General features: G+C 67.4%; 22 protein-coding genes. 4 read left to right on the top strand and 18 right to left on the bottom strand.

From position 1 onward, the window contains the following. Positions 1 to 16: 16 nt before the first annotated feature. From mnhG to IAG39_RS15120, 6 genes are read right to left on the bottom strand one after another with little or no spacing between them, the layout of a single operon-like run. Positions 17 to 358, bottom strand: coding sequence for a monovalent cation/H(+) antiporter subunit G (gene mnhG, locus IAG39_RS15145; protein WP_059380068.1), 342 nt, complete (start codon positions 356 to 358; stop codon positions 17 to 19). Next, positions 355 to 636 (bottom strand): K+/H+ antiporter subunit F, encoded by a 282-nt coding sequence (locus IAG39_RS15140; RefSeq protein ID WP_013394078.1) that lies wholly within the window; start codon positions 634 to 636, stop codon positions 355 to 357. Before IAG39_RS15140 ends, mnhG begins: the two co-directional genes overlap by 4 nt. Further along, the gene (locus IAG39_RS15135) at positions 633 to 1,115 is read right to left on the bottom strand and encodes a Na+/H+ antiporter subunit E (RefSeq protein ID WP_059380067.1); all 483 of its coding nucleotides are present in this window, start codon (positions 1,113 to 1,115) and stop codon (positions 633 to 635) included. Before IAG39_RS15135 ends, IAG39_RS15140 begins: the two co-directional genes overlap by 4 nt. Next, positions 1,115 to 2,746 carry a monovalent cation/H+ antiporter subunit D gene (locus IAG39_RS15130; RefSeq protein ID WP_059380066.1) on the bottom strand — a complete coding sequence of 544 codons (1,632 nt, stop codon included), beginning with the start codon at positions 2,744 to 2,746 and terminating at the stop codon, positions 1,115 to 1,117. The genes IAG39_RS15135 and IAG39_RS15130 overlap by 1 nt, the downstream gene beginning before the upstream one ends. Next, on the bottom strand, positions 2,743 to 3,087 hold the full coding sequence (locus tag IAG39_RS15125; protein WP_013394081.1) for a Na+/H+ antiporter subunit C: 345 nt from the start codon (positions 3,085 to 3,087) through the stop codon (positions 2,743 to 2,745). The genes IAG39_RS15130 and IAG39_RS15125 overlap by 4 nt, the downstream gene beginning before the upstream one ends. After that, positions 3,087 to 6,002, bottom strand: a complete 2,916-nt coding sequence (locus tag IAG39_RS15120) for a monovalent cation/H+ antiporter subunit A (RefSeq protein WP_059380065.1) — start codon at positions 6,000 to 6,002, stop codon at positions 3,087 to 3,089. Before IAG39_RS15120 ends, IAG39_RS15125 begins: the two co-directional genes overlap by 1 nt. 559 nt (positions 6,003 to 6,561) lie before the next feature. Between IAG39_RS15120 and IAG39_RS15115 the strand changes: the two genes are divergently transcribed. Together IAG39_RS15115 and IAG39_RS15110 are read left to right on the top strand one after the other, a co-directional pair. Beyond that, positions 6,562 to 7,542 (top strand): Bug family tripartite tricarboxylate transporter substrate binding protein, encoded by a 981-nt coding sequence (locus IAG39_RS15115; RefSeq protein ID WP_059380100.1) that lies wholly within the window; start codon positions 6,562 to 6,564, stop codon positions 7,540 to 7,542. Positions 7,543 to 8,008: 466 nt separating this feature from the next. Further along, positions 8,009 to 8,890, top strand: coding sequence for a hypothetical protein (locus IAG39_RS15110; protein WP_059380064.1), 882 nt, complete (start codon positions 8,009 to 8,011; stop codon positions 8,888 to 8,890). Between the two features lie 34 nt (positions 8,891 to 8,924). Here the strand turns inward: IAG39_RS15110 and IAG39_RS15105 are convergent, their stop codons facing one another. From IAG39_RS15105 to IAG39_RS15055, 11 genes are all read right to left on the bottom strand, one after another. After that, positions 8,925 to 9,890 (bottom strand): Bug family tripartite tricarboxylate transporter substrate binding protein, encoded by a 966-nt coding sequence (locus tag IAG39_RS15105; RefSeq protein WP_059380063.1) that lies wholly within the window; start codon positions 9,888 to 9,890, stop codon positions 8,925 to 8,927. 41 nt (positions 9,891 to 9,931) lie between these two features. Continuing rightward, complete coding sequence (locus IAG39_RS15100; protein WP_059380062.1) at positions 9,932 to 11,074, bottom strand: CaiB/BaiF CoA transferase family protein; 1,143 nt, start codon at positions 11,072 to 11,074, stop codon at positions 9,932 to 9,934. A gap of 24 nt (positions 11,075 to 11,098) precedes the next feature. After that, positions 11,099 to 12,154, bottom strand: a complete 1,056-nt coding sequence (locus IAG39_RS15095) for a hypothetical protein (protein ID WP_165867801.1) — start codon at positions 12,152 to 12,154, stop codon at positions 11,099 to 11,101. After that, on the bottom strand, positions 12,147 to 12,830 hold the full coding sequence (locus tag IAG39_RS15090) for a TetR/AcrR family transcriptional regulator (protein WP_059380060.1): 684 nt from the start codon (positions 12,828 to 12,830) through the stop codon (positions 12,147 to 12,149). The genes IAG39_RS15095 and IAG39_RS15090 overlap by 8 nt, the downstream gene beginning before the upstream one ends. Continuing rightward, a complete protein-coding gene (locus IAG39_RS15085) occupies positions 12,827 to 14,008 on the bottom strand; it encodes an acyl-CoA dehydrogenase family protein (RefSeq protein WP_059380059.1) in 1,182 nt (393 codons plus the stop codon). The genes IAG39_RS15090 and IAG39_RS15085 overlap by 4 nt, the downstream gene beginning before the upstream one ends. Positions 14,009 to 14,167: 159 nt before the next feature. After that, the gene (locus IAG39_RS15080) at positions 14,168 to 15,049 is read right to left on the bottom strand and encodes a DMT family transporter (RefSeq protein ID WP_118932061.1); all 882 of its coding nucleotides are present in this window, start codon (positions 15,047 to 15,049) and stop codon (positions 14,168 to 14,170) included. 373 nt (positions 15,050 to 15,422) lie between these two features. Continuing rightward, positions 15,423 to 18,047 carry an AAA family ATPase gene (locus IAG39_RS15075; protein WP_118932062.1) on the bottom strand — a complete coding sequence of 875 codons (2,625 nt, stop codon included), beginning with the start codon at positions 18,045 to 18,047 and terminating at the stop codon, positions 15,423 to 15,425. Continuing rightward, entirely contained in the window at positions 18,044 to 19,171 is a 1,128-nt protein-coding gene (locus IAG39_RS15070; protein WP_118932063.1) for an exonuclease SbcCD subunit D, read from the bottom strand. The genes IAG39_RS15075 and IAG39_RS15070 overlap by 4 nt, the downstream gene beginning before the upstream one ends. Positions 19,172 to 19,211: 40 nt before the next feature. Beyond that, positions 19,212 to 21,005, bottom strand: coding sequence for an acyl-CoA dehydrogenase family protein (locus IAG39_RS15065; RefSeq protein ID WP_118932064.1), 1,794 nt, complete (start codon positions 21,003 to 21,005; stop codon positions 19,212 to 19,214). A 72-nt stretch (positions 21,006 to 21,077) separates the two neighbouring features. Then, entirely contained in the window at positions 21,078 to 22,304 is a 1,227-nt protein-coding gene (locus tag IAG39_RS15060) for a CaiB/BaiF CoA transferase family protein (protein ID WP_118932065.1), read from the bottom strand. 31 nt (positions 22,305 to 22,335) lie between these two features. Further along, positions 22,336 to 23,304 carry a Bug family tripartite tricarboxylate transporter substrate binding protein gene (locus tag IAG39_RS15055; RefSeq protein WP_059380053.1) on the bottom strand — a complete coding sequence of 323 codons (969 nt, stop codon included), beginning with the start codon at positions 23,302 to 23,304 and terminating at the stop codon, positions 22,336 to 22,338. A gap of 183 nt (positions 23,305 to 23,487) precedes the next feature. Between IAG39_RS15055 and IAG39_RS15050 the strand changes: the two genes are divergently transcribed. After that, on the top strand, positions 23,488 to 24,372 hold the full coding sequence (locus IAG39_RS15050; protein WP_059380052.1) for a LysR family transcriptional regulator: 885 nt from the start codon (positions 23,488 to 23,490) through the stop codon (positions 24,370 to 24,372). Positions 24,373 to 24,455: 83 nt separating this feature from the next. On the opposite strand, the gene IAG39_RS15045 is transcribed toward IAG39_RS15050, so the two are convergent. Further along, complete coding sequence (locus IAG39_RS15045; RefSeq protein WP_059380051.1) at positions 24,456 to 25,757, bottom strand: D-amino acid dehydrogenase; 1,302 nt, start codon at positions 25,755 to 25,757, stop codon at positions 24,456 to 24,458. 135 nt (positions 25,758 to 25,892) lie between these two features. Between IAG39_RS15045 and IAG39_RS15040 the strand changes: the two genes are divergently transcribed. Next, the gene (locus IAG39_RS15040) at positions 25,893 to 26,360 is read left to right on the top strand and encodes a winged helix-turn-helix transcriptional regulator (protein ID WP_013394098.1); all 468 of its coding nucleotides are present in this window, start codon (positions 25,893 to 25,895) and stop codon (positions 26,358 to 26,360) included. Positions 26,361 to 26,466 lie beyond the last annotated feature (106 nt).

Genomic DNA, 26,466 nt, shown 5'->3' with positions numbered 1-26,466 from the left:
TACCCTGCCTGTCGCCTTAGCTAGCGTCGCGCTCGGCGTCGGCCTTGCTGAGGCGATTGCGGTAGGTTGCGGCGCGCATGAGCAGCATGGCGGTCACGGGCGAAGACACGATCAGCAGCAGCGTGATGATGACTTCATGAAACACAGGCCGCGACGACAGCGCCGAAAACACCAGGATCGACGCCGCCAGCACGCAACCGCAACCCATGGTGTTGCCCAAGGTAGGCGCATGGATGCGGGCATAAAAGGTACGGAAGCGCAGCAGGCCGGCCGAACCGGTCAGGGCAAGCAGGCCGCCGAACACCAGCAGGACACTGGCCGGTATGGCGGCCCACAGCGGGATCTGGGCGTCGATCATGGCTCGATCACCTCGCCGCGCAGCAGGAAGCGCGCCATGGCGGTGGAGCCCACGAAGCCGAACAAGGCGATCAGCAGCGCAATGTCGAAATACACGGAGGTGCCGGAGCGGATGCCGAACACCAGCATGGTCAGCATGCCGTTGATGTACAGCGTGTCCAGGGCCAGCACGCGGTCCTGCGCGGTGGGACCGCGCAGCAGCCGGATGGCGGCGAAGACCATGCCCAGCGCAAAGCAGAGCAAGGCGAAGGACGCCGCCCAATAAAGTATGTTGTTCATTCGAAAATCTCCTTCAGCGGGCGCTCGTAGCGTTCCTGGACCAGCTTGATCCAGTCGCCTTCGTTCTGCAGGTCCAGCACGTGCAGCTTCAGGCAATGGTCGTCGGTCAGGTCCACCCAGACGGTGCCCGGCGTGTACGTGACGATGCAGGCCAGCATCGCCAGGCCGTGCGGGTCGCGCATGGTCAGCGGGATCATGATGAACCCGGGCGAAAAGTCATTGCGGCGCGGATTCAGGATCAGCCGCGCCACGGCGATATTGGATTTGATGATGTCCGCGGTCACGTGCAGGAACAGCGGGACCGCCTTCCACAGGCGGCGCGGCTTGGCCTTCAGCGGCCGCAGGCGGGAGGCGGCCCAGGTGAACCAGAGCGCCAGCGCGATGCCCAGCGCGATCTGGCCCGCGGACGCGCTCTGGTTGAGCACCAGCCACAGGACGAACAGGTAGACGGGCAGGAACAGGAAGTAGAGACGGCGCATCAGCTTCCTCCCTTGAGGCCGCGCACGGTCTGCGCGGACATGACGGCGTCGATGTAGGACTTGGGCTGGTCCAGCGACCGCGCCGCATCGTCCAGATAGGCCGACACGGGGCCGGCGCCGGCCGCCAGGCCCACGCACAGCAGCAACAGCACCGCCACGGGCCCGGCTTCGATCAAGCGCAGGCGCGGCGTGCTGCGGTCATCGCTGGCCCAGAACACCCGGATGCCGGTGCGGCCCAGGCCGATGAGGCCGGCCAGCCCCGACAGCAGCACCGCGGCCACCAATATCCATGCGTCCATGGGCACGGCCGACTCGTTGGCGGCCGACACCGCTGCTGACAGCAGCGACAGCTTGGCGACGAAGCCCGACAGCGGCGGCAGGCCGGTCACCAGCAAGGCGCAGGAAATGAAGGCCAGGCCCAGGAAGGCCATGGCCGCGGGAATGGCCACGCCCACCACGTCGTCGGAACGGTTGAGCGAGGCCGGATCGTCCAGGTCGAACGCGTCCAGGGTCACCGCCAGCACGTTGGCGCCGAAGCTGCGGGTGCGCTCGATGAGTTCGGCCAAGAGGAAGAACGCGCCCGTGGTCAGCACGGAGCTGAGCAGGTAGAACAGCGCCGGTCCCGTCAGCGTCACGCCCGGCATGCCCAGCGCGGTCAGCAGCGTGCCAGCCGATACGATCACGCAGTAACCGACCATCTTTTCCAGCTGCTGGGTCGCCAGGAGTCCCAGGGCGCCGAACAGCAGCGTGGCCAGCCCCGCCGCGAACATCCAGTCCAGGCTGAAGGCCGCCGGCGCGCCGGTGGGCAGCAGCAAGGAGCCGATGCGCAGCAGCGCGTAGATGCCGACCTTGGTCATGATGGAGAACATGGCCGCGACCGGCGCGCCGGCCGAGCCGTAGCCCTTGACCAGCCAGAAGTTCAGCGGCCAGGCGCCCGCCTTGACCAGGAAGGCCACGCCCAGGATGGCTGCGCCCGCCTCGAACAGCATGCGGTCCGCGCCCGCCAGGTTGCCGGCGCGCACCGCCAGGTCCGCCATGTTCAGCGTGCCGGTCACGCCGTAGATCAGCGCGATGCTGATCAGCAGCAGGAACGAGGCCACCAGGTTGACCGCGATGTACTGCAGGCCGGCGCTGACGCGCGCCACGCCCGAGCCGTGCAGCAACAGGCCATAGGACGCGGCCAGCAGCACCTCGAAGAATACGAAGAGGTTGAACAGGTCGCCCGTCAGGAACGCGCCGTTCAGGCCCATCAGCAGGAACTGGAACAACGAATGGAAATGCACACCGGCGCGGTCCCAGCGCGCCAGCGCATAGACCAAGGTAGCCAGTCCCAGCACCGCGGTCAGGGTCAGCATCACCGCGGCCAGGCGGTCGACCACCAGCACGATGCCGAAAGGCGCGGGCCAGTCGCCCACCAGATAGACCCCTACCCCGTCGGGCCAGACGCCGGGTACGCCGCCGCCCGCCACCACCAGCAGCGCGATGGCGGCGGCCAGCTGGCCCAGGGTCGAAACCAGCGCAATGGCGCCGCGGGTATAGCGGCGGGTATCCGCCAGCAGAAGCATCGCCGCGCCCGCCGCGAGCGGCGTGATGATGGGCAATACGGGCAGGTGTTGCAGCCAAAAATTCAAGATTGGGACTCCCGTCCATCAACGTGGTCGGTACCCGTGAGGCCACGCGAGGCCAGCAGCACAACCAGGAACAGCGCGGTGGTGGCGAAGCCGATCACGATGGCCGTCAGCACCAGCGCCTGCGGCAGCGGATCCGCATACCAGGAAGGATCATGGGCCACCGCCGGATCGACCACGGGCGGACGGCCCGAGGTCAGCCGGCCCATGCCGAAGATGAACAGGTTCACCGCATAGGAAACCAGCGACAGGCCCATGATGAACTGGAAGGTCCGCGGCCGCAGCAGCAGCCAGACGCCCGAGCCAGCCAAGACACCGATAGCGATGGCGTATATCAATTCCATCAGGCTTCCCCTGTTTGTGCGGCGGCCGCCTGGATTTCGGCGGCGGCCTTGCGTTGCGCGCGCAGCGATTGGTGAGCCAGCGCCACCAGCACCAGCACGGTGGATCCCACGACCAGCATGTAGACGCCCAGGTCGAACAGCAGCACGCTGGACAGGTGCACGTGGCCGATCAGCGGCAACGCCAGATCCCAGGACAGCGCCGCCAGGAAGGGCTTGTAGGCCAACCACGCGGTCACCGCCGCGGCGCCGGCGAACAATAGGCCCAGGCCGATCCAATGCTGCGGGTTGAGCCGGCTGCGCGACTCCACCCAGTACACGCCGCCGACCATGTATTGCAGGATGACGGCGGTGGCGAAGATCAATCCGCCGACGAAGCCGCCGCCCGGCTCGTTGTGGCCGCGCAGCAGGAAGTACACGGAAATCAGCGCGGCGGTGGGCAGCAAGAGGCGCACCAGCACGGTGGGCACCATCATGGAACCGGCGGGCACCAGCGACTTGATGTCCGGCGCGTCGGGCACGCCGCCATCCTGGTCGAGCTGCTGGCGCGGCAGGTCCGCGCTTTCGGCGGCCGGACGGAAGCGGCGCAGCAGCGCGTAGACGGTCAGCGCCACGATGCCCAGCACCGTGATTTCGCCGAAGGTATCGAAGCCGCGGAAGTCCACCAGGATCACGTTGACCACATTGGTGCCGCCGCCGTCCGGCAGCGCGCGGTCGACGAAGTACGAAGAAATGGTGTCGCCCTGCGGCCGCACCAGCACCGCGTAGGCCAGCGCGGCCATGCCGGTGCCGGCGGCGCCCGCCAGCAGCAGGTCGCGCAGGCGGCGTCCGCGGGCCCGCAGCGTGACCTTCAGGCTTTCGTCTTCATCCTGCGCGATGCGCCGCGGCAGCCAGCGCAGGCCCAGCAGCAACAGCACCAGGGTCACGACTTCGACCGACAGCTGGGTCAGCGCCAGGTCGGGCGCCGAGAACCAGACGAAGGTCAGGCAGGTGATCAGCCCTGCGCCGCCGGCCAGCGCCAGCGACGCCAGGCGGTGGTACTTGGCCTGGAAGGCGGCGGCCAGCGCGCAGCCCGCGCCCACCAGCCACAACAGCGCGAAGGCCGGATCGATCGGCGTCATGCGGCCGGCGCCATCCAGCCAGCCGCCCGCACGCAGCGGCAGCCAGGCCACGAACAGCGTGCCCAGCACGATCAGCAGCATCTGCACCTGCAGGCGCGAGGACGCCAGCCAGCGCAGCAGCCAGGCAGCGGCCACGCTGGAGCCGTCCAGCAGCGCCTCGAAGCTGCGGCGGCCGTCCAGGCGGTAGATGAACGGCACCCGGCCCGGATTGGCGCGCTGGTGGGCGCGCAGGGCCAGATAGAGCAGGATGCCGGCCGTGGTCGCGACCAGGCTCATGACCAGGGGCAGGTTCAGGCCGTGCCAGACGGCCAGGCTGTACTCGGGCATGTCCTGCCCCAGGATGCTCTGGGCCGCAGTCGCCAGGAACGGGCCGACCGTCAGGCCTGGCACCACGCCCACCAGCAGGCAGATCGCCACCAGCAGCGCGCTGGGGAACAGCATCCAGCGCGGCGGCTCGTGCGGGGCGCGCGGCAGGTCGGTGGCCGGCGGGCCGAAGAACACTTGCAGGATGAAGCGCAGCGAATAGGCCACGCTGAACGCACCCGCGATAGTGGCCACCAGCGGCAGGCCGATCTCGGTGATGCGGTCGCCGCTGACGAAGGTGGTCTCGGCGAAGAACATTTCCTTGGACAGGAAGCCATTGAGCAGCGGCACCCCCGCCATCGAGGCGGCCGCCACCATGGCCAGCGTGGCGGTGATCGGCATGGCCTTGTAGAGGCCGGACAAACGGCTCAGGTCGCGCGTGCCGGTCTCGTGATCCACAATGCCCGCCGCCATGAACAGCGAGGCCTTGAAGGTGGCGTGGTTGATCATGTGGAAGATGGCGGCCACCAGCGCCAGCGTGCTGTTCAGGCCCAGCAGCAGCGTGATCAGCCCCAGATGGCTGATGGTGGAGTACGCCAGCACCCCTTTCATGTCCTGCTGGAAAATGGCGGCATAGGCGCCCAGCACCAGCGTGATCAGCCCCGCCCCGCCGATGATCCAGAACCATTCGTCGGTGCCCGACAGCACCGGCCAGAAACGCGCCAGCAGGAACACCCCGGCCTTCACCATGGTGGCCGAGTGCAGGTACGCGGATACCGGCGTGGGCGCCGCCATGGCATTGGGCAGCCAGAAATGGAAGGGAAACTGGGCGCTCTTGGTCAGCGCGCCCAGCGCCACCAGGATCAGGACGGCCGGATACCAGGGGTCGGCCCGCACCAGGTCGCCCGCGGCCAGCACCCGGTCCAGGTCATAGCTGCCGACAATATGGCCCAGGATGAGCACCCCGGCCAGGAGGCACAGCCCGCCCCCGCCCGTGACCGTCAGCGCCATGCGCGCGCCGCGGCGCGCGTCCAGGCGGTGATGCCAGTAGGCGATCAGCATGAAGGACGCCAGGCTGGTCATTTCCCAGAACATGACCAGCTGGATCAGGTTGCCCGACAGCACCACGCCCAGCATGGCGGCCATGAAGGCCTGGAAGAAGGAGAAAAAGCGCGGCACCGGATCTTCCGGCGACATGTAATAGCGCGCATACAGCACCACCAGCGCGCCCATGCCGGAGACGATCAGCGCGAACAGCCAGGCGTAGCCGTCCATGCGCAGGGTGAACTGCAGGCCCAGCGCGGGCGCCCAGGGCATGTCGAAGCGGACCACGCCGCCGTTGGCGACGTCCGGATAGAGGCTGATGACCAGTACCACACAGACCAGTGCGATGAGGCCCGCCAGCCACGCCTCGGCATTGCGGGCGTTGGATGGCAGAAGCGCGGCGCACAGGCTGCCGGCGAACGGCAGAGCGAGGATCAGGATCAGCGACATGGCGTTCCGAGAGTGTCCGGGCCCCCTCCCGCCAGCGCAAGGCAGCGAAAGACGAACAGACCGGGGATTGAAAAACGGACGGAACCCTGGCCCGGTGCGTCGCTGCACTACACGTTGCCCCGCGGGGGACATCAACCAACGCCATTGAACGGCGCAGACAGAAACAAACGCAATAGCTTTCTTGCAAGACCGGCCAAGAATCTCATACGAAAAATATCAGATTCTTGTAAGTTATGCAGAGATTTATGTGTTTACGATGCGGATGACGGCAAGATCGATGCGCAATCCTTGCGCAATTGAAATATTCCCGAAGCTGTTCATATCTTTGTCAGCATTGGATTTTTTGGTCTATTCCCGTCTTCTTCGGGCAACGGCGCCATAAAAAAATAACCCTGGACAAGCCAGGGTCTATCCGGGTTGACCGGCGGAAATTTACTGTGTGGAATGGCGCCCACGAGGCTCCGCCAAGCCAGCATCCCGGCGCGGCAGGCTTCACCGACGCCGGCCCAAGAAGCCGGCCGGGTCGGAAATTCAAATAATCTGGAGAAGACTCTTGACCATGCTGTCCCAAGCCAAGGCCGTCCTGGCCGCCGCCATCGCCGGCCTCTGCCTCACCACCGCCGCGCAAGCAGCCGACCCCTACCCCAACAAGCCCATCCGCCTGATCGTACCTTTCGCCGCGGGCGGCACTACCGACATCGTGGCGCGCATCGTCGCCGAAGGCCTGACCCGTGAGCTCGGCCAGGCCGTGGTGGTCGAAAACCGCGGCGGCGGCGGCGGCTCGATCGGCGCCGACGCCGTGGCGCGCTCCACGCCTGACGGCTACACCCTGGGCGTGGCCACCGTCAGCACCATGGCCACCAACCCGGCCACCAACCCCAAGAACCCGTACAACCCGTTGAAGGACTTCGTCCCCATCACCAATATGGTGAACGTCCCCAACGTGCTGACGGTGAACCCGGCGGTGCCGGCCAAGACCCTGGCCGAATTCATCGCCCTGCTCAAGGCCAATCCCGGCAAGTACGCTTACGCATCCTCGGGCGCGGGCGGCATCGGCCACCTGGACGGCGAACTCTTCAAGTCGCTGACCAAGACGGATATGGTGCATGTGCCTTACCGCGGTTCGGGCCCGGCCCTCAACGACGTGATCGCCGGCCAGGTCAACGCCCAGTTCGACAACCTGCCCTCGTCCATGCCCCACATCCAGGCCGGCAAGCTGCGCGCCCTGGCCGTGGCCGCGCCCAAGCGCCTGCCGGCGCTTCCGGACGTGCCGACCTTCTCCGAAGGCGGCCTGCCGGAAATGGATAACATGGCCTGGTACGGCCTGGTCGCGCCCGCCGGCACGCCGCAGGCCGTGATCGACCGCATCCATGACGCCACCGTCAAGGCGCTCAAGGATCCGAAGATCGTGCAGCGCCTGGCCGACGGCGGCTCGCTGGTGGACGGCAACACGCCCGCCGAATACGCCGCCCAGATCAAGCGCGAGCTGGAACTGCGCCAGCGCATCGCCAAGGAACGCAACATCCAGTCGACCAACTGATCGTTAGCGGACAGCGCGCCGGCCCAGGCCGGCGCCACCCCGAAAGCCGGCCTGTTTTCCAGGCCGGCTTTTTTTCACCCCCCGCCTTGCGCCGCTGCCGTTGCGAGGACCGCGCTTGACTGCAATCGCCCCGGTGGTAGCATGTGCGACCGTGCGATCCCATCTTTCTCCCCCTCCCTGCGCCGCCTGCGCGCTTTGCGCCCTGCGCTCGACCCTGTTGAGCTCGCAGGAAGTCGCCGCGCGCTCCGCCTACGCCCGCTCCAAGCCCGGCTAATCGCCCGCTTTCCCCCTTTCTGATTCCTGCACCGGCCCGCCGCCGGCTGCCTGCGCACATCCGCGCATCCGGCAGCCTTGCTGCCGGCCGGCGGACGCCCAGCCGCGTGGCCGGGCTCCGCGTCTCGTCCCTCTATCCGCAACGCCAACGGAGGCTTGCGGCCAGGCCACGCACCGACCTATTCCAAGCGCCATGCAACTCACCAAGAATTTCGTCAAAGCCAAGAACCCCTGCGCGGGCGGCTACAAATGGTTCATCCGCGACCACAACGGCCAGGGAGACTACCAGGCCGTGCTTGACGCCTTGGTCGCTGACGGCCGCGTCAGCGACGCCTGCTGGCTGCTGGACCAGTTCGGCCCCACCGACGCGGTGCTGCGGCTGGATTCGGTCGATGCCAATGCCATCGTCTTCGCCGGCACGCTGGAAGTGCGCATGGGCATCAACGTGGACAGCGTGGTGCGCGCCGGCCGCAGCATCGTCACCGGCGGCGGCATCCGCGCCGGCGAAACCATCCAGGCGGGCGAAAACATCACCGCCAGCGCCAACATCGCCTGCGGCGGCAATCTGCGCGCGGGCGGCGACGTCAGCGCCGACTGGGGCATCGAAACCGCCACGCGCCTGGATTGCGGCGGCAACGTGCGCGCCAAATGGGACATCTGCGCCGGCCAGGACCTGGCCGTGACCGGCCACCTGCATGCCGGACAGGACATCCAGACGCAAGGCGCCATCAAATGCGGCCAGGGCATCAAGGCCGGCGGCGACGTGCGCGCCGAAAAGGAAATCGACGCCGCCTGCGGCATCCAGGCCGGCGGCTCCATCCAGTGCGGCGAGCACCTTGCTTCCGGCTGGGGCCTGATCGCCGGCGAGGACATCCGCGCCGAAGGCGCGATCCGGGCAGGCGAAGGCGTACAGGCCGAAGGCGTGATCGAAGCCGGCGCGGGCCACGGCATCTACGCCGGCCTGAGCGTCCGCCTGGACGCCTGGGCCGCCTGCGCGCGGGTCGTCGCGCAGAGCCGGCCCGAGCAATTGGTCAGCGGGCATTGGGACGGCCAGGACAGCGCCGTCTACGCATAGCGGCAGCCCCGGCGCAGCCAGGGCGCAATGCCGCCTATTCCGGCTTGATGTTCGCTTCCTGCATGCGGCGGCCCCAGGTGCCCAGCTGCGCCTCGACGAACGCCTGCTGTTGCGCCTGCGTGTTCGGCGCGGCCGTCATGCCCAGGGTGGCGAACTTCTGCTGTACCTCGGGACGCGCCAGCGCCTCGTTCACCGCCTTGTTCAAGCGCTCCAGGATCGGCTGGGGGATGCCGGCGGGACCGGCCAGGCCCACCCACACCACCAGGTCGAAATCCTGATATCCCGTTTCGGCAAAGGTCGGCACATCCGGCAGGTCCGGCAGCCGGCGCTCGGTGCTGATGGCCAGCGCCCGCAGCTTGCCGCCGCGCAGCAGCGGCGTCGCGACCGACAGGTCCGCCATCACGTAATCGACCTGCCCGCCCGCCAAATCCGTCAGCGCCGGGGGCTGGCTCTTGTACGGCACGCCTTCCGCGCGCACGCCGGCAATGCGGTTGAACGCCGCCGCGCCGACCTGCCCGCCCGGGGAACCGTAGCCGTAGTTCAAGGAGCCCGAGGCCGCTTTCTTCACGAACGTGGCCAAGTCCTTGTACGGGCCATCCGCGCGAACCAGCAGCAGCATGGGCATGGTGGTCAAGCGCGACACGTGGCTGAAGTCCTTCTGCGCATCGTAGGGCAGCTTCTTGAACAGCCCCGGATTGATCGAGTTCAACGAACTGCTGGAGATCGTCAGCGTGTAGCCATCGCCGGGAGAACGCACCGCGTATTCGGTGCCTATCAGGCCTTGGGCGCCGGGCTTGTTCTCCACGATCACGTTGGCGTTCAAATCGCGACGCAGTTCTTCCGCGATGATGCGGGCGCTGGTGTCGGTGGCGCTTCCCGGCGAGAAGGCCGCGACGATCTTGATGGGTTTGTCGCCCGGATAGGGTTCGGCCTGCGCCGCGCCCTGCGCGGACAGGCTCAGCAAGGCGCACGTCAACAGCGCGAATCGAATCGTTTTCATGGGTGTTGTCTCCTGGTTTTATGGGTACTGCCTGGTTTGCCTTACCGCTCTGACGGCGGCGTCGTGGCATTCATTTCGCCCAGGCGCGGCGGGCCTCGGCGTATGGCCGCCGGCGTGCCGGACAGCTTTATCGGTATGCCCGGGCCGTGATAATCGTCGCGCCGGACCACCATTTGGCGATGTTCGGTATGGGCGGCCGCAGCCACCGATGCCATGTCCAGGATCGGCGCAGCGGGCACGTTCTGCGCCAGCAACTGCTTGCCGAACGCCTCGCCATCGACCTGCGCGAACGCCTGGGCCAGCGCCGCATCCACGGCTTCGCGGTTGACGACTCTTTGCCCGTTGGACTTATAGCGCTCGTCCTGCGCCATGCCGGCAATGCCCAGCTGCGCGCACAGCTTGGTGAAGAGGCGATCGTTGGCGACCGCGATGAACAAGGGGCAGGTCCGGGTCTGGTAGACGTTGTAGGGCACGATGTTGGGATGCCCGTTGCCGCTGGGCCGCGGCGTGTTGCCCGACGCCAGGTAATTGGCCAGGAACGGATGCGCCACCGACACGGCGGAATCGTAGAGGCACACGTCCGCCATCTGCCCGCGCCCCGTGCGGTGCCGGGCCTGCAGGGCCAACAGCACGGCAATCGCGGCGTTCATGCCGGTAGTGAGGTCCACCACCGGCACGCCCAGCCTCAGGGGTTCGCCGCCCGCCTCGCCGTTGATGCTGAGCAGGCCGGCCATGGATTGCACGGCGGCGTCGTAGCCTGGCAATTCACCCAGCGGGCCATCGTCGCCGAAACCCGTGATGCGGCAATGCACCAGCCGCGGAAAGCGCTCGGTGATGGCGGACGGTTCGGCCACGCCCCAACTGCGCAGCGTGCTGGCCTTGAAGTTTTCGATCAGCACGTCGGCCGTTTCGAGCAATTGCCAGAACGTCTCCCGTCCGGCCTCGCTGTTCAAGTCCAGCACCATGCTGCGCTTGTTGCGGTTCACGGCGCGGAAATAGGCCGAGCTGCCATCCACGAACGGCGGGCCGAAGCCGCGGCATTCGTCGCCTTCCGGCGACTCGATCTTGATCACGTCGGCGCCGTGGTCGCCCAGCATCTGGCCGCAGAATGGCCCTGCCAGGACGCGCGACGCGTCGATGACGCGCAGGCCGGCGAGCGCGCCGCCGGCATCGCTGCTATGCATAGTCTGTCTCCTTCGAATCCAAGGTCAGGCCGAGGCGCGGGCGATCAGCCAGTTGAATTCCCTGCCCTGCGCGCCCGCCTGCGTGCTCATGCGCAGCGCAAGCCGGTGGTTGTGCGCATCCAGCGCGCCTTCCAGCAGGCCGTTCCAGGCTTGCGCCACGCAAGGGTGCGCATCGACCACGGCGTCCATCAGGTTCCAGCCTTTTTGCGTCACGCGCACGCCTTCCGGTGTTTCGCTCAACTCGCACGCGTCGCCCTGCGCTTGCGCCAGCGCCGCCATGAAGCGCCCGAACTGCAGCGCGGAGCCATCCTGCTCCACGCCCAGCGCCCGCGCCGTCTCGTGATAGAACTGCATGCCTATCATTCGTCCGGTCAGGTGCAATAGCCCGGTCGCTTCCTCCGGCCCCCACAGGTTCACCGCCACGGGCAAGGCGCTGCGCACGTACTCCATGGCGTAGTTACGGCTGGCCTTGGCCAGGCGCGTCGCGGGCCAATCCACGGTGGGCAGCGTCGGCGCGGCCGCGGCGTCGAAATCGGGCGCGTCCTCATTGCGGCTAAAGCGCAGGCGTTCGTGCGGCTGCAGGTCGCGGTCGTATTCGTAGTAGTAGCCCTCCAGTCCCGACTGGCCGTCGACCGCCTGCTTGGTGCACACGAAACCCAGCCGCGGATTGTTGAGCGACACGCCGTTCTGCGCATGCCAGCCCGCCAGCATGGCGCGCGACACCTCCGACGGTATCGCGCACAGCGCGGTGCCCGACCAGATCCAGCGCGGCGCGGAATAGCGTATCCAGGCCTTGCGGTCGGACTCATGCATGTACTGCACCGCCACGCCGCCAATATGGTTGGACAGATAGTGGTACTGAGCCGCCGCGACCGCGGGCGGCAGATGCGCGATGCCCAGCTTCTTCAGGCCTGGCAGGAAGCGCTCGTTGCGCTGGCGGCAGAAGATCTCGTAGACCAGTTCAGCCGCGCGCGCCGTGCCGCGGCGCGTCACGGCCGACAGGACGATGCCGGTGAAGAACGCGTGATACCACTCGGAAACCGCGCGCCAGCCGCGTTCCTCGGATTGCATTTCATGCATGGCCATTCACTCCAGTAGGAACCGCCACGGAACCGGGCAGCAGGGATTGCATGGACGCGACGGCGAAATCCGCAATGTCGCGCGCAATGGCCTCGCGATCCGCGTCTGATTCCCCGGCCCTGGGGCGATACCACATGGTGGTCCAGTTCAAGGCACCCAGCAGCGGCTTGACCTGCAAGGCCGGCGGGCCTCGCCGGAAGTCTCCGGTCGCCATGCCCGCCTCGACCACGCTGCGGAACAGCGACTCGTAGCGGTCGCGCTGCCGCACCAGTTCTTCCAGTTCGGCGCGCTGGCCCGCCGTGGTGCGGCCGGCCAGGTGCAGTTCGACGCCCTGCACGGTGACGCGCTGGTATGGCAGATGCGCCATCATCAGATGCGTGTGGGCATGGGCCATGTTCCAGAGCCGCTGTGGCGGCGACGCGGCGGCGTCCTCCGCCAGCGGCGTCACCGTGTCCAGGTTCAACTGCATCGCGCGCCGGTGCACGGCGAAGAACAGGTCGGTCTTGCTGCGGTAGTAGTAATAGACGCTGCCTTTCGTGACGCCGATCAGGTCGGCGACCGAATCGATCGTGGTCGCCGCGAATCCCATCTCGGTGAAGGCATGCGCGGCCGCGTCCAGCAACTCCACTTGCCGCAGCGGCATCTCGTCATAAGGAATGGCAGTCTTGGCTTTCATGCGAACTCCCGGCGCTGCGCCGCGGCGCCTGCGCTTTTCTTGATGGCGCGGGCCAGGACCACGCGCTGGATTTCGGAGGTGCCTTCGTAGATTTCGGTGATGCGCTGGTCCCGGTAGCAGCGTTCCACCGCGCTGGGCTTCACGTAGCCGCGCCCGGCCAGGATCTGCATCGCGTCGTCCACCACGCTGTGCGAGGTTTCGCTGGCCAGCAGCTTGGCCATCGCGCCCAGCGTGCCGATGTCCTGCCCGGCGTCGTAGGCGCGCGCCGCCTCGTAGGTCATCATCCGCGACGACGACAACGCGGTGGCGGCGTCGGCCAACTTGAAGCCCACGCCCTGGTGGTCGATGATGCTGCGCCCGAAAGTCTGGCGCCCCACCGCGAAGTCCCGCGCCTCGGCATAGCTGCACAGGGCGATGCCATTGGCCTGGGCAGCCACCACCACGCGGCCGATGCTCAGGGTCGCCAAGGCGAGCTTCAGCCCTTCTCCCAGCGTTCCGACCACGCTCTCCGCGCCGACCCAGGTGTCCAGTTTCAGGTTGGTGGTGGTGGTGCCGCGTATGCCCATCTTGTCTTCGTAGTGGTCCACCACTACGCCGCTGGCATCGCGGTCGACCACGAACGCGCTGATGTTGTTGCGCGCGCCAGGCTCGCCTGTGCGGGCGAACACGATGAAATGGCGCGAATGCCCGCCATTGCCCAGCCAGCATTTTTCACCCCGGATGCGCCACCCGTCGCCTTCAGGCACGGCAGTGGTCAACAGGGCTGCCGCATCCGAACCCGCGCCGCGCTCGCTCAGGGCAAAGTTGACCGCGTGGCCGTCCCGCGCCAGGCCGCCCAGCAGCACCATCTTCTGTTCGGCGGAGCCTCCCAGGATGACCGGAAACGCGCCCAGCGACAGCGCCGCCAGGATGGCGGCCGTGGAGGCGCAGCCCTGCGCCACGGCTTCCACCACCGCCACCAGCGAGGTCAGCGATGCCCCTGCGCCACCGTATTCGGCCGGGATGAAGAGTCCCGAGATTCCGCTTTCCCGCAACGGCGCCAGATGCTCCACGGGATAGCGCTGTTCCCGGTCTATGGCGGCGGCGGCCGGCGCAAACGCCTGCGCGGTCAAGTCTGCGGCCTTGTCGCGCCAGGCGCTTGCTTGCGGGTCGAGCGAGGGATTCCAGATCACGGACATCGTTGTCTCCAGCAACATACTAACGAGTATTTAATTGACTGGATGAGAACATACTACTTAGTATTTTTCTCCGATACCCAGGGAAAACCCGCAACACAAGGAGTTGTCCCGCGGGTGCACCGAAGTCCGCCCACGGGGTCATGCCTCAAGGGGCAACAGTCAGGTCTGCGCCGCTTTCGCCGCCGGCGCCGGACTGCGCAACACCAGCATCAGCCCAAGCAGGATCGCCGCCATCCCGCCCAGACTCAACGCCGACAACCGGTTGCCCAGGATGAGGTAATCCAGCGCCGCCGTGCCGGCCGGAACCAGATAGAACAAGCTGGTGACGTTGACCAGGTTGCCGGCCTGGATCATGCGGTAGAACAGCAGGGTCGCGCCCACCGAAATCACCAGGCCCATCCAGATCAGCGGCAGGATGAAGCCTGTCACCCACTCCACCCGGATGGGCTGGAACGGCACGAACAGCAGGCACAGCGCCAGGCTGACCAGGTACTGCAGCGGCATGACGTTCATGGGCGTCTGGCGCACGCGCTTCTGCAGCATGGCGCCGCTGGTCATGCAGAGCAGCGCGGCCAGCGCGTAGACCATGCCGGCCGCGGAGAAGCGCGCCATGCCTATGCTCTGGTAGACCACCATCACCAGCCCGCACAAGGCGAGGCCGAGGCCCGCCAGGCGCGGCAATGAATAGCGCCTTTCCATCACGGCCAGCGTCAGGATGGGCTGCGCGCCCAGCAGCGTGGCCAGCACGCCGGGCGTGATGCCGTGGTCCAGCGCCAGCAGATAGCAGATGGAATAGCCGCCGATGAGCAGCAGGCCCGTGGCCGCCACCGTCAGGCGCGTGCCCGGCGCTGGCAGCCAACGCCGCCGCCATGCGCACAACAGCAGCAGCACGGCCAACGCCAGGATGAAACGCAACAGCAGGAAGCCGAAGGCGGAGGCATGGGACAGCCCCCATTTGGCGAAAATCGCGCCGCCGCTCCACAGCAGCACGAACAAGGAAGTGGAGCCATAGGAGGTCCACGCGGATCTATCGAAAGACATGAGGTTTCTACCTGTCGGGGTATGAACAGGCTCCAGCCCCGCCCGCGCGAGCGGGCATAGGCATGCGCTAGACGGATGCAATACGCATCAGGACGTCTGGCGCAGCTTTTGAAAAGAGGACTGGAGTCGCGTTGCGGACGGCGTCAGCCGACGACGACCGCGCAAGGCGGGTAAGCGCCCGAGACCACGCCGCAAGGCGGCGCGACCGGCGGCGATACCACCGTGGACACGACAGGAGAAAAACCGGGGGAAACTGCGGAGCGCCGGGACAGCACACGCGCACGCGTATCCGCTGCGCAGGCAGCGGATGCGAAATCGGCGAAGGGCGTGTGGTCAGGCATGGGGCGTAGCCTACCGGCTGCGCGCGGCGCGGTCAAGCGATGCGCCGCTGCTCCACGCCCATGTCGCGCCATGCTTCGCCATGGCAGGTGAACATCAGGATCTGATGCCGCGTGGCCGCGTCGAATAGCGCGCGCTTCATGAAGTCGCGCCGCATGTCGTCCGTGTGGACCAGCGCGTCGTCGAGCAGCAGCAGCGTCGGCCGACCTGCTTCGCGCAGCAGGTCGGCATAGGCGAAGCGGGCCAGGATGCCCAGCTGTTCGCGCGTGCCGAAGCTGAGCGCGGACAGCTGGTCCTCGCCACCGGCGCGGCGCAACGCCATGGGCAACAAGGCATCGTCCAGCCGCAGGTCGGCTTCGGGGAACAGCAGCGCCAGGTAGTGGTTCAGCCGGCGCGCCAGCGGCGCCTGCAGGCGTTGCGTGGCCGCGGCGCGCTTGTCCGCCAGCAGCTTTTGCAGGAGTTCCAGCGCAGCGGCGCGGCGGGCGAAGTCGGCGCGCCGCCGTTCCAGGCGTTCGCAGGCGGCCTCGGCCTCGGACAGGCGTTCGCCCAGCCCCTGGGCGCCCGCCTGGTCCAGCTTGCCTTGCAACTGCAGGATTTCGCCGTGGCGCTTGTGCTGCGCCTCGCGCTCGATGGCGGCGGACTTCTCGTAGCGCTGCACATCCTGTTCGACCAGTTCGGGGCGGTGGCCAGCCAGTGCCGCCTGCGCGTCGCGCACGCGGCGCTCCAGCTCGTCGTGGCTGCTGCGCGCTTCGGCAAGCCGGCCCGCGCGGGCCTGCCGTTGCGCTGCGCGCTCCGGTGATTGAAGTTCGGCATTGCGCGCCGCCGCCTGGTTTTCCAGCAATTGGGCGCGCGCGCCGTCGGTATCCATGGCGCGCTGCGCGGCGGCCAGCGCGGTTTCGGCCTGCGCCGCAACCGCCTCGGCTTCACGCAGGGACTGCAGCGCCGCGGGCAGATCGCCGCCGTCCGCTGCGGGCGCAGCCGGCAGCTTGTCCAGTCGTTCCTGCAATTGCGCGCGGCGCGCCAGCGCGTCATCGCGCTGGCCCCGCAACACGTCCACGCCCTTGGGCGCATGGATGCCCAGCGTCTTGCGCATGCCTTCCAGTTCGCGCAGCAAGGCGCCGTAGCGGGCATGGCGTTGCTCGGCCTGCGCCAGGCTTTCGACGCCCAGGCGTTGCAGCAAGGCCGCGCTGGCCGCCCGGGCCGCGTCGATTTCGCGCTTGAGCGCGGGCAGGTCCTTGCCGCCCGGCTCGATGCGCAAGCGCCCGACGCCTGGCAGTTCCAGTTCGGCGGCTGCCGTCAGCAAGACCTCGTCGGCGCCGCTCAGCATCCGGCCGTCCAACAGCGCCCGGCCGCCCGCTTCCAGCTGATAGGACAGGCGCGTGGCGCTGGCCTGCTGCTGCAATTGCAGATTGGCCAGTTCGCGTTCGCGCTTGCGCAAGGCTTCCATGTCGGCGTCGGCGATTTCGAGCCGCATGGTCTCGGCCTTGAGCGCGGAGCCCTGCTCGATCAATGCGGTGACTTCATTCAATGCGCCGTCCAGGCGTTCGATCTCCGCGCCCAGCTGGACCAGTTGATGCTCCAGGTCGCGCCGGTCGGCCACGGCCTGCACCGCGGTGACGCGCTGGCGCGCTGCGTCCATCGCGGCGGCATGCGCCTGGCGCTGCTGTTGGGCTCGCGCCAGCGGTTCGCGCGCGGCCTCGACCCGGGCGCGCGCGGCGCGGGCCTCGTGGACCAGGGCTTGGAGTTCGGCCTCGTCCTGCTGGTCGCGCCGGACCTGGTCCTGCAACAGCGCCAGCGTCTGCGCGGCCTGCGCCTGTTCGCGGCGCAGACCGTCGAAGGCTTCGCGCTCCTTGGCCAGGGCGGCCAGGCGCGCACGCGCTTCGGCCGCCTTGGCCTCGAAGTCCTTCCAGGGTTCGCCGGCCTGGGCGCGCTCGTGGTCGCGACGCAATTCGGCCAGGCGATCCACGTCGGCGTTCAGTTGCGCCATGGCCTGCGCGCATTCGTCGCGTTCGGCCGCGGCGCGCGCCAGCGCGTCCTCGGCTTCCTTGTAGGCGCCCTTGGGGCGGCCATTGCGCGCGTCCAGCAGCGCGCCGCGCTCAGCGGCCACGCGCTCGTAGAGGCGGTCGCCATCGCCCGAAGCCAGTTCGCCGGAGAGTTGCGTCAAGGCTTCGCGCAGATGCGCGCCCGCATGGCCGGCCGCTTCCTGCAGGTTCTGGCCGTCGCCCTGCTGGATCCACAACAGGCCGGGTATGCCCGCCAGGTCCGGCTTGCTCTGGCCGCGTCCCGGCAGTTCAAAGCCCAGCAAGGCGGCCAGCGCGTTTTCGGCTTCTTCGCCGTCCAGGCGCTGCGCGCCGCCATCGATCAGCAGTTCGCAGCGGGCGCGCGACAGGAATTGCTTCTTCAGGACGTAGCTGTGCCCGGCATGCGTGAACTCCAGTTCCACGCTGGGCCGCGCGCCGGACTCGCCGTGCGGCGCCAGGTCGGCGACCTTGCTGGTGCTGTAGCGTTCGAGAAAGGCGGAACGGATGGCCGCGGCCACGGTGCTCTTGCCGGCTTCGTTCGGGCCCACGAACAGGTTCAGGCCATCCTGCAGCCCCTCCAGCGCCATGGGCTGGCGGAACTTGCGGAATTCTTCCAGGGCGATGCGCGACAGCTTCATTTGGCGGCTCCCGGCGCGGCGCTTTCGCGTTGGAACCGCAGCAGCAGCCGCAATGCCTCGCCAGCGACCGCGGATTGGTCCGGATCGGCCTGCAGCGCCTGCAATTGCGCCGCTACTTCACCCACGTAGCCGCTGGCGCGCAGTTCAGCCAGGTCGGCTTCGTCCGGTTCCAGCATGAGGCCGGACAGGTCCGGCAACAGCGCGCGCACTTGCGCTGCGGCCTGGTCCACGGCGCGTTGCAGCGCCTCCCAGGTTTCCATGTTGACGTGCCCCTGCACTTCCAGCCGCAGGACATCTTCCGCACGCAGCGCTGCCATGCGCGCGGCCAGCGCCTGCGCGTCCGAGGGCAGGCTCAGCGTTTCCGTCCAGGCCGACCAGCGGTACTTGCCCGTGGCCAGCCGCTCGACGGCGGGCGTGGCACCCGGCGCGTCGATGCGCACATGCAGCGCGTACCCGGGCTCGTTGCCGCGAAAGCGGTCCTGCTCCGGCGTGCCGGCATACCAGGTGCGCTCGTCGATGGACAGGCAGCCGTGCCAGTCGCCCAGCGCCAGGTAGTCCAGGCGTGCGCGCGCCGCACGGTCCGGGGCGATGGGATTGGTGGCGTCTATGGTGTCCGGCAGGCGGCCCGCCACGCTGCCGTGCGCCAGGCCCACGCGGATGCGGCCGGCTTCGGTTTCCAGCGCGTCGAAGGCCTGGGTCACGTCGTCGTAGGTATGGCGTTGCGTCAGGGGCGCGGCCAGCACGGCGAGATTGATCGCCGCCAGATCGACCACGCCGGTGCGCAGCGGCACATGCACGTTGGATGGAATGCAGCCCAGCTGCATCGCCCGGCTCCAGACGCTGTCGGCCAGCGCGGCGTCATGGTTGCCGGCGATCATGACCCAAGGCCCGGCGTAAGCGGCCATGGCCGCGAACAGCCGGCGTATCGTGCGGTCCGACACGCCCTGCGTGTCGAACACGTCGCCCGCCACCAGCACGGCGTCCACGCCGCGTTCGGCCGCCAGCGCGGCGATGCGGGCCACGACGTCGAAGCGCGCCTCGGCCAGCATGGCGGCGTCGTCGGTTTCAAACTGGCCGTATTGTCGGCCGATCTGCCAGTCGGCGGTGTGCAGGAAATGGGTCATGCGCGGAATTGTAAGAGCAAGACCCCTGCCGCGGCTCCTCTCAGGATGACGAAGCCAGCACCGGCAGAACCTGCGCCAGCGTCAAGGGCTCGGTTTGCAGCATCAGCCTGTCTCCCTGCGTCTCTGCGTCCGCCTCGGCGTCGCGCAGGGGATCGGCGGGCAGCAGATAGTGGCGCAGCACCGCGTCGGCAAGCAGCAGGCGGCGCGCATCCACCCCGGGCTGGCAGCTCTCCCAGGCCATGAACACCGCCGCCGATGCGTAATAGAGTGCGGATGCCGCGCGGCGCACCTGCGCCTCATGCTGTTCGTCCGTCCCGACGGCCTGGGCCAGGCTGATGGCGCGGCGCAGGCAGTCCCGCGCCGTTGCGCGCCAGGCGCGGGGCAAGGCGGACGCCTCCTCCAGCTTGCTCTCCAGCAAGGCCGACAAGGCCTCGTGCGCCCGATCCTTGCGCACGGCGCGCTGGATCGCGTCGAGCGCGTTGATGTTGCTGGTTCCCTCCCATAGCACGCCTATGTGCGCGTCTCGCACCAGCCGGGCATTGACGAAGTCTTCGATGTAGCCGTTGCCGCCGCGTATCTCCATCGCGCCCGTTGCCACGGCGATGTTGTCCCGGCACGTGCGCAGCTTGAGCAGCGGCGTCAGCAGCCGCAGCGCCTGGGCGGCGTGCGCGGCGCCCTCCTGCGCCCGCCGCATGATGTCGGCCGTGGCCATGACCATGGACAACGCCGCTTCCGTCGGCGTCAACAGTTTCAACAACTGGCGGCGCAGCAGCGGATAGCCGATGACATCGCGTCCGAACGCCCGCCGATGGCGCGCGGCCAGCATGGCCTCGTTGAGGCAGCGCCGCATCATTGCCGCCGCGCGCACGCCGTGCGACAGACGCGACAGGTTGACCTGCTCCATCATGTGCTTGAGTCCCTGGTCCGCCTCCCCCACCAGGTACGCCTGGGCGCCTTCCAGGCGAATCTCGCCGCTGGCCATCGAGCGCGTGCCCAGCTTGTCCTTCAGCCGGACGATGCGATAGGCATTGCGGCTGCCGTCTTCCAGGCGCCGCGGCATCGCAAACAGAGCCAAGCCGCGCGTGCCCGCCGGTGCGCCTTCGGGACGGGCCAACAGCAAGGCGATGTCCGCGTCGGTGTGCGAGCAGAACCATTTTTCCCCGTACAGGCGCCAGATCCCGTCAGTTTGGCGGGCCACGGTTTCCAGGGCACCCACGTCGGACCCCCCGGTCTTCTCCGTCATGAATTGCGTTCCCTTCCAGAGCGCGGCCGGGTCGCTGGACAGCATGCGCGGCAGCAGCTTTTCCTTCAGGGCGGGGCTGCCGAATTTCCTGATCAGATGGATCGAGGTATCGGATACGCTGATCGGACACATCTGGCCGAACTCGGCCTGGACAAACAAGTATTGCAGCGCATACTTCGCCACCGGCGGCAGCGGCGCATCGCAGCCCAGCACGCCAGCGCGATGGCTCATGGCATGGAACTGGAAATCCGCGAACGCGATATGTTCCATCTCCTGGTAGGCCGGGTGGTACTCGATCCAGTCTTCGTCCTCGCCCCAGCGCGTGCGCGCGTGCAGCACGGGCGGATACTTGTCCGCCACGGTTGCCAAGGCATTGAGGCGCCCCCCCGCCAATTGCCCCATGCGCTGGAACTGCGGCAGCAGTTGCGCATGCGCGGCAGCGGGCAGGTACAGCCTCAGCAGGTCCTGCAGACCCCGATCCAGCGCGTAGAAATCCAGGCCTGCGCAGTCGGGCGCGAGGAAATGGGAGCTCTGCGAAGAGCGCTCTGGACGCGGGCGTACGTATTCATCGTATCTGGCTGAAAATGACATGGACAGCTCCTGAAGGTCGTGGACGGACGCCGCGCCTGAAGCGGCGCGCGGGCATGCGTCGGCAATGGAAAATCAGATGACGCCGGCAGCGCGCAAATGCGTCAGCGCGGCATCCGAGTAGCCAAGACGCTGCGTCAGCACGTCTCTTGTGTGCTCGCCCAACACGGGCGGACCCGCGGCATGGTCCAGCGGCGTCGCCGAAAACCGCATGGGGCTGGCGATGCCCGGGCAGGTGCCGCCCGTCGACAAGGGCAAATCCACGCGCAGGCCGCGGTGCACGACCTGCGGATCGGTGAAGGTCTCGGAGTAGGTGTTGATCGGTCCGCTGGGCACCCCCGCAAGTTCCAGCCGCTGCTGCCACGCCGCGCTGGTATCCGTCTTCATGATTTCAGCCAGCAGGGGCAACAGCGTGTCGCGATGGGTCAGACGCCCGCTGACCTTGGCATAGCGCGGGTCTTGCGCCAGGTCCGGCCGCCGGATCTCCTGGCAATAGGCCGCGAACTGGCTGTCGTTGCCCACGGCCACGATCAAGCGTCCATCCGCTGTGTCGAACACCTGGTATGGCACTGCGTTGGCGTGCGCGTTGCCATAGCGCTTGGGCGCCTTGCCGGACACCAGGTAGTTCACGGCGGGGTTGCTGCCGAACGCCAGCACGCAGTCCAGCAAGGCCATGTCTATGTGCTGCCCCTGCCCGCTGCGTTCGCGCCAGGCCAAGGCGGCCGCAATCGCCAGGCTGGCGTACATGCCCGTGGTGATGTCCGCCACGGCAACCCCTACTTTCTGCGGCCCTGCGCCGGGCAGGCCATCGGCCTCGCCGGTGACGCTCATCAAGCCGCCCATGCCCTGAAAAATGAAGTCGTACCCCGGCCGGTGACGATACGGCCCGGTCTGCCCGAATCCGGTGATCGAGCAATAGACCAGCGCGGGGTTGTCGGCGCGCAGGTCTTCATAACTCAATCCATAGCGCGCCAGGGTGCCGACCTTGTAGTTTTCCACCAGCACGTCCGATTTCGCCGCCAGCCGGCGGACGATGTCCTGGCCTTCGGCGGTGGAAATGTCCACCGTCACGGATTTCTTGCCGCGATTGGTCGACGCGTAGTAGCCCGAATCCTCGCGCGGCCGCTCTCCCGCATCAGGCATCCAGGGCGGCCCCCAGCCGCGGGTATCGTCGCCAGCGCCAGGGCGTTCGATCTTGATCACGTCCGCGCCCAGGTCGGCAAGGTTCTGCGTGCACCAGGGCCCTGCCAGCACGCGGGTCAGGTCGAGCACGCGAATATGGGATAACGGTTTGATTGCCATGTGTCTTGAGCCTCGATGCCGATGCGGCGCTTTAATCGATGCGGATGTCCGCGTCCTTGATGACCTGCCCATAGCGCGCGCTTTCCTCGCGCATGTAGGCGCTGAAGGCGTCGCCGAAGTACCCCACCGGCTCTCCCCCGGTGCGCAGCAGGGCTTCGCGCACGTCGGCCTGGGTCATGATCTGTTCGATGGCGCCGCTCAGCGACTTGACGATGGCCGGCGGCGTGCCCGATGGCGCCAGGATGCCGACCCACGCGGACATCCTCATGTCCGGGTAGCCCAGTTCCGCCGTGGTCGGCAATTGCGGCAGCACCGCGGAGCGCTTGTCGCTCATGACGGCCAGCGCGGTCAGCTTGCCGGCCTGGATCTGCGGCAAGCCCGTGAACGCGGGTTCGAACGTGACGGAGACTTCGCCGCCCATCACCGCCGCCTTGGCAGGCGCGCTGCCCTTGTACGGCACATGCAGGAGATTGACGCTGGCCCGGGATCGCAGCATCTCGCCGGCCAGGTGCGCCGTCGAGCCAGCGCCGTACGAGGCATAGCTGAACTCGCCCGGCTTGGCCTGGGCCAGGCCCACAAACTGCGCCAGCGTCTGCGCCGGGACCTTCGGGTTGACGACGATGACGCTGGGCGTGCTGGCCACCAGCGCAATCGGCGCAAAGCTCTTGACCGCGTCATACGGCAATTTCGGGTACAGCCAGGGATTGATCGTCAGCGTGGTGTTGGTTGCCGCCAGCAAGGTGTAGCCGTCGGGCTTGGCGTTGGCGACCATCTCCGCGCCGATGATGGTGGCGGCGCCCGCGCGGTTTTCCACGATCACCGGCTGGCCCAGCCGTTCGCCAAGCTTCTGGCCGATGACGCGCGCCACTACGTCGGTCATGCCGCCGGCCGAGTACGGCACGATCAGACGGATGGGCATGCGGGGATAGTCCTGCGCTTTTGCGGCGCTGGCGGCAAGCAATGCGCTGGCGGCCAGCGCGATGAGGCTAGGGATACGCACGAGAGTCTCCTTGGGGGATCGATCGCGGGTCTGTGCCCGGATTCATAGCCGCGTGTCGCCGCGGTGAAACCCATTATTGGCAACGTGATTTTTCTCGTCCAATATATTTTTTTGTGCTATTCATACAGATATTGGATCAATCTTTTCCGGCCTGTCAGAGTCCCCTAGTCCGCGAGCCTCTCCATGGATCTGCGTCAACTCCGCTACTTCGTGGCCGTCGCCGAGGAGCTGCATTTCGGCAGGGCCGCCAAGCGCCTGTCCATCAGCCAGCCTCCCCTCAGCTTCAACATCCGCCAGCTGGAATCCTCGCTAGGCATGGAACTGCTGCGGCGCACCACGCGCGAAGTGGCGCTGACCGAGGCCGGCAAGGTGATCTATCGGGAAGCGTTGAAACTGCTGGCGCTGGCGCGCGACGCCGAGGAACAGGCGCGGCGCGCCGCCAATGGCGAAGCCGGCGCCGTGCATATCGGATTCGTGGGCTCGTCGTTCCTGACACGGCTGGCGTCCGACGTCCGGGCCTTCTGCGTGGCGCGGCCGGACGTCGAGGTGGTGCTGTACGAACTCAGCAGCTACGAACAAATCGACGCGCTGCTGCGCGGCCAGATCGATATCGGGATCGTGCATCCCCGGGTGATGCCATCCGGCGTCGCGTCACGCGTACTGCACCGCGAGGACTTCGTCTGCCTGCTGCCGGCAACGCATCCCCTGGCCGGACTCCAGACGATAGCCGCGCAGCAGTTGCAACACGACGACTTCGTGCTGTTTCCCCGGGATTTCTCGCCGGGCTACTACGACAAGATACTGGCGCTTTGCCTGCAGGCCGGCTTCACGCCGCATATCCGGCACAAGGTCCGCAACATGCTGACGATCGCCACCCTGGTATCGCATGAGTTCGGCGTGTCGCTGGTTCCAGCTTCGCTGGGAAAGGTGCAATTGCCGAATCTGGTTTGCCGTCCCCTGACGCATGCGTCGACCCCGTCGGATCTGCGCGGCATCTGGCGTCACGATGAAACGCAGCCCGCCGTGCTGGCCATGCTGGAGCAATTGGCGCAAGCGCAGCAGCCGTGAAGACAGCGGCCCCGCCGGCGTTCTGCGCTGGCGGGGCCGCTGCAGGCCAGGCTTGCGGCCTGGCCGAGGGGAGGAAACAGTAATCAGGCGCTCTTGCCGTCCAGCACCAGCGACTGGCTGGGCGCCGCCTTGCGGTCGTAGCGCGACAGGTCCAGGCCATCGGTGCGGATGGCGGGACGCTGGCCCATGACCTGGTCGGCCACCAGCTTGCCCGAGCCGCAGGCCATGGTCCAGCCCAGCGTGCCGTGGCCGGTGTTCAGGTACAGGTTGCCGTAGCGGGTCGCGCCGACCACCGGGGTGCCGTCCGGCGTCATGGGACGCAGGCCGGTCCAGAACTCGGCCTGGGCCACGTGGCCGCTACCCGGGAACAGGTCGTTGACGACCAGCTCCAGCGTCTTGCGGCGGGCCTCCTTCAGGCGCAGATCGAAGCCCGCGATCTCGGCCATGCCGCCCACGCGGATGCGCTGGTCGAAACGCGTCACGGCGATCTTGTAGGTTTCATCCAGGATGGTCGAAACCGGCGCGGCCGATTCGTCCGCCATGGGGATGGTCAGCGAGTAACCCTTGAGCGGATACACCGGCAGGTCCAGGTCCAGCGGCTTGAGGAAGTCGCGCGTGTAGCTGCCGAAGGCGGCGACATAGCGGTCGGCGGTCAGCACTTCATTGCCCACGCGCACGCCGGTGATCTGGCCGCCGGCCGTGTTCAGGCCCGACACCGTCTGGCCGAAACGGAACTCCACGCCCAGACCCTTGGCCAATTCGGCCAGGCGCGTCGTGAACAGCTGGCAGTCGCCGGTTTCGTCATTGGGCAGGCGCAGGCCGCCGCTCAGCTTGTGCAACGAGCGCGCCAGGGCGGGTTCGGCCGTCACCAGGCGATTGCGGTCCAGCAGTTCGTAGGGCACGCCCACTTCTTCCAGCACCGCGATGTCGCGGCGGGCGGCTTCCAGCTGGGCCTCGGTGCGGAACAGCTGCAGCGTGCCGCGGGTGCGCTCTTCGTAGTGGATGCCGGTGGACTGGCGCAGTTCGCGCAGGCAATCGCGGCTGTACTCGGACAGGCGCAGCATGCGCTCCTTGTTCACCGCGTAGCGTTCGGCCGAACAGTTGGCCAGCATGGACGCCATCCATTTCAGCTGGAACAGGCTGCCGTCCAGGCGGATCGCCAGCGGGGCATGCTTCTGGAACAGCCACTTGATGGCCTTCAGCGGAATGCCGGGCGCGGCCCAGGGCGTGGAATAACCCGGCGAAACCTGTCCGGCGTTGGCGTAGCTGGTCTCCTGCGCCGCCGAAGGCTGGCGGTCCAGCACCGTGACTTTGGCGCCCTGGAGGGCCAGATAATAGGCGGTGGTGGTGCCGATGACGCCGCTGCCGAGGACGATGACGTGCATGATTCTTTCCGGTGATTGGTTTTGTTCAGGAATTTCGGTAGTCTATGGGCCTCTCAGCAGTGAAAAGCACTGAAGATTTTGCTTTGCCAGTGCTTTTTCCCGGCCACCTCCTGTTTTTCGATCGCCAAAAGTGAAATGCGCGAGCTAGACCGTATCGACCTGAAAATCCTGGATATCCTGCAGCGGGAAGGCCGCATTTCCGTGACCGAACTGGCCGACCGGATCAGCCTGTCCGCCACCCCCTGCTCCGACCGCGTCAAGCGCATGGAGCGCGAAGGCGTCATCACGGGTTACCATGCGCGCGTCAATCCGGCTGCGCTGGGCAAGAACCTGCTGGTCTTCCTGGAGATCAAACTGTCGGCCAAGTCCGGCGACGTGTTCGACAAGGTCAAGAAAGAGCTGCTGTACGTGCCCGAAGTCATGGAATGCCATCTGGTATCCGGCGACTTCGACTATCTGGTCAAGGCCCGCCTGACCGAAATGAACGAATACCGCCGTCTCCTCGGCGAAATCCTCAAGCGCCTGCCCGCGTCCGCCGAATCTCGCAGCTACGTGGTCATGGAGGAGATCAAGGAGACGCTGTACCTGCCCGTGGACCGCTAGGCGCGCGCCGCTTCCGCTGGCCGCACGCCGATTGTTACCGGTCGGGTCCGCGCTGGCTGCTATGCTGGCGGCCCCTCGGCGCGTGCCTTTGCCGCGTAATCCGACC

The sequence above is a fragment of the Achromobacter xylosoxidans genome (genome assembly GCF_014490035.1).
Taxonomy (GTDB): domain Bacteria; phylum Pseudomonadota; class Gammaproteobacteria; order Burkholderiales; family Burkholderiaceae_B; genus Achromobacter; species Achromobacter bronchisepticus_A.
The sequence above is the reverse complement of the archived record's forward strand: the minus strand, read 5'-3'. Positions and strand labels throughout refer to the sequence as shown.

Coding starts and splice junctions, on each gene's coding strand:
- mnhG (WP_059380068.1), bottom strand. CDS start 358: ATGATCGACGCCCAGATCCCGCTGTGGGCCGCCATACCGGCCAGTGTC.
- IAG39_RS15140 (WP_013394078.1), bottom strand. CDS start 636: ATGAACAACATACTTTATTGGGCGGCGTCCTTCGCCTTGCTCTGCTTT.
- IAG39_RS15135 (WP_059380067.1), bottom strand. CDS start 1,115: ATGCGCCGTCTCTACTTCCTGTTCCTGCCCGTCTACCTGTTCGTCCTG.
- IAG39_RS15125 (WP_013394081.1), bottom strand. CDS start 3,087: ATGGAATTGATATACGCCATCGCTATCGGTGTCTTGGCTGGCTCGGGC.
- IAG39_RS15120 (WP_059380065.1), bottom strand. CDS start 6,002: ATGTCGCTGATCCTGATCCTCGCTCTGCCGTTCGCCGGCAGCCTGTGC.
- IAG39_RS15115 (WP_059380100.1), top strand. CDS start 6,562: ATGCTGTCCCAAGCCAAGGCCGTCCTGGCCGCCGCCATCGCCGGCCTC.
- IAG39_RS15110 (WP_059380064.1), top strand. CDS start 8,009: ATGCAACTCACCAAGAATTTCGTCAAAGCCAAGAACCCCTGCGCGGGC.
- IAG39_RS15105 (WP_059380063.1), bottom strand. CDS start 9,890: ATGAAAACGATTCGATTCGCGCTGTTGACGTGCGCCTTGCTGAGCCTG.
- IAG39_RS15100 (WP_059380062.1), bottom strand. CDS start 11,074: ATGCATAGCAGCGATGCCGGCGGCGCGCTCGCCGGCCTGCGCGTCATC.
- IAG39_RS15095 (WP_165867801.1), bottom strand. CDS start 12,154: ATGCATGAAATGCAATCCGAGGAACGCGGCTGGCGCGCGGTTTCCGAG.
- IAG39_RS15090 (WP_059380060.1), bottom strand. CDS start 12,830: ATGAAAGCCAAGACTGCCATTCCTTATGACGAGATGCCGCTGCGGCAA.
- IAG39_RS15085 (WP_059380059.1), bottom strand. CDS start 14,008: ATGTCCGTGATCTGGAATCCCTCGCTCGACCCGCAAGCAAGCGCCTGG.
- IAG39_RS15080 (WP_118932061.1), bottom strand. CDS start 15,049: ATGTCTTTCGATAGATCCGCGTGGACCTCCTATGGCTCCACTTCCTTG.
- IAG39_RS15075 (WP_118932062.1), bottom strand. CDS start 18,047: ATGAAGCTGTCGCGCATCGCCCTGGAAGAATTCCGCAAGTTCCGCCAG.
- IAG39_RS15070 (WP_118932063.1), bottom strand. CDS start 19,171: ATGACCCATTTCCTGCACACCGCCGACTGGCAGATCGGCCGACAATAC.
- IAG39_RS15065 (WP_118932064.1), bottom strand. CDS start 21,005: ATGTCATTTTCAGCCAGATACGATGAATACGTACGCCCGCGTCCAGAG.
- IAG39_RS15060 (WP_118932065.1), bottom strand. CDS start 22,304: ATGGCAATCAAACCGTTATCCCATATTCGCGTGCTCGACCTGACCCGC.
- IAG39_RS15050 (WP_059380052.1), top strand. CDS start 23,488: ATGGATCTGCGTCAACTCCGCTACTTCGTGGCCGTCGCCGAGGAGCTG.
- IAG39_RS15045 (WP_059380051.1), bottom strand. CDS start 25,757: ATGCACGTCATCGTCCTCGGCAGCGGCGTCATCGGCACCACCACCGCC.
- IAG39_RS15040 (WP_013394098.1), top strand. CDS start 25,893: ATGCGCGAGCTAGACCGTATCGACCTGAAAATCCTGGATATCCTGCAG.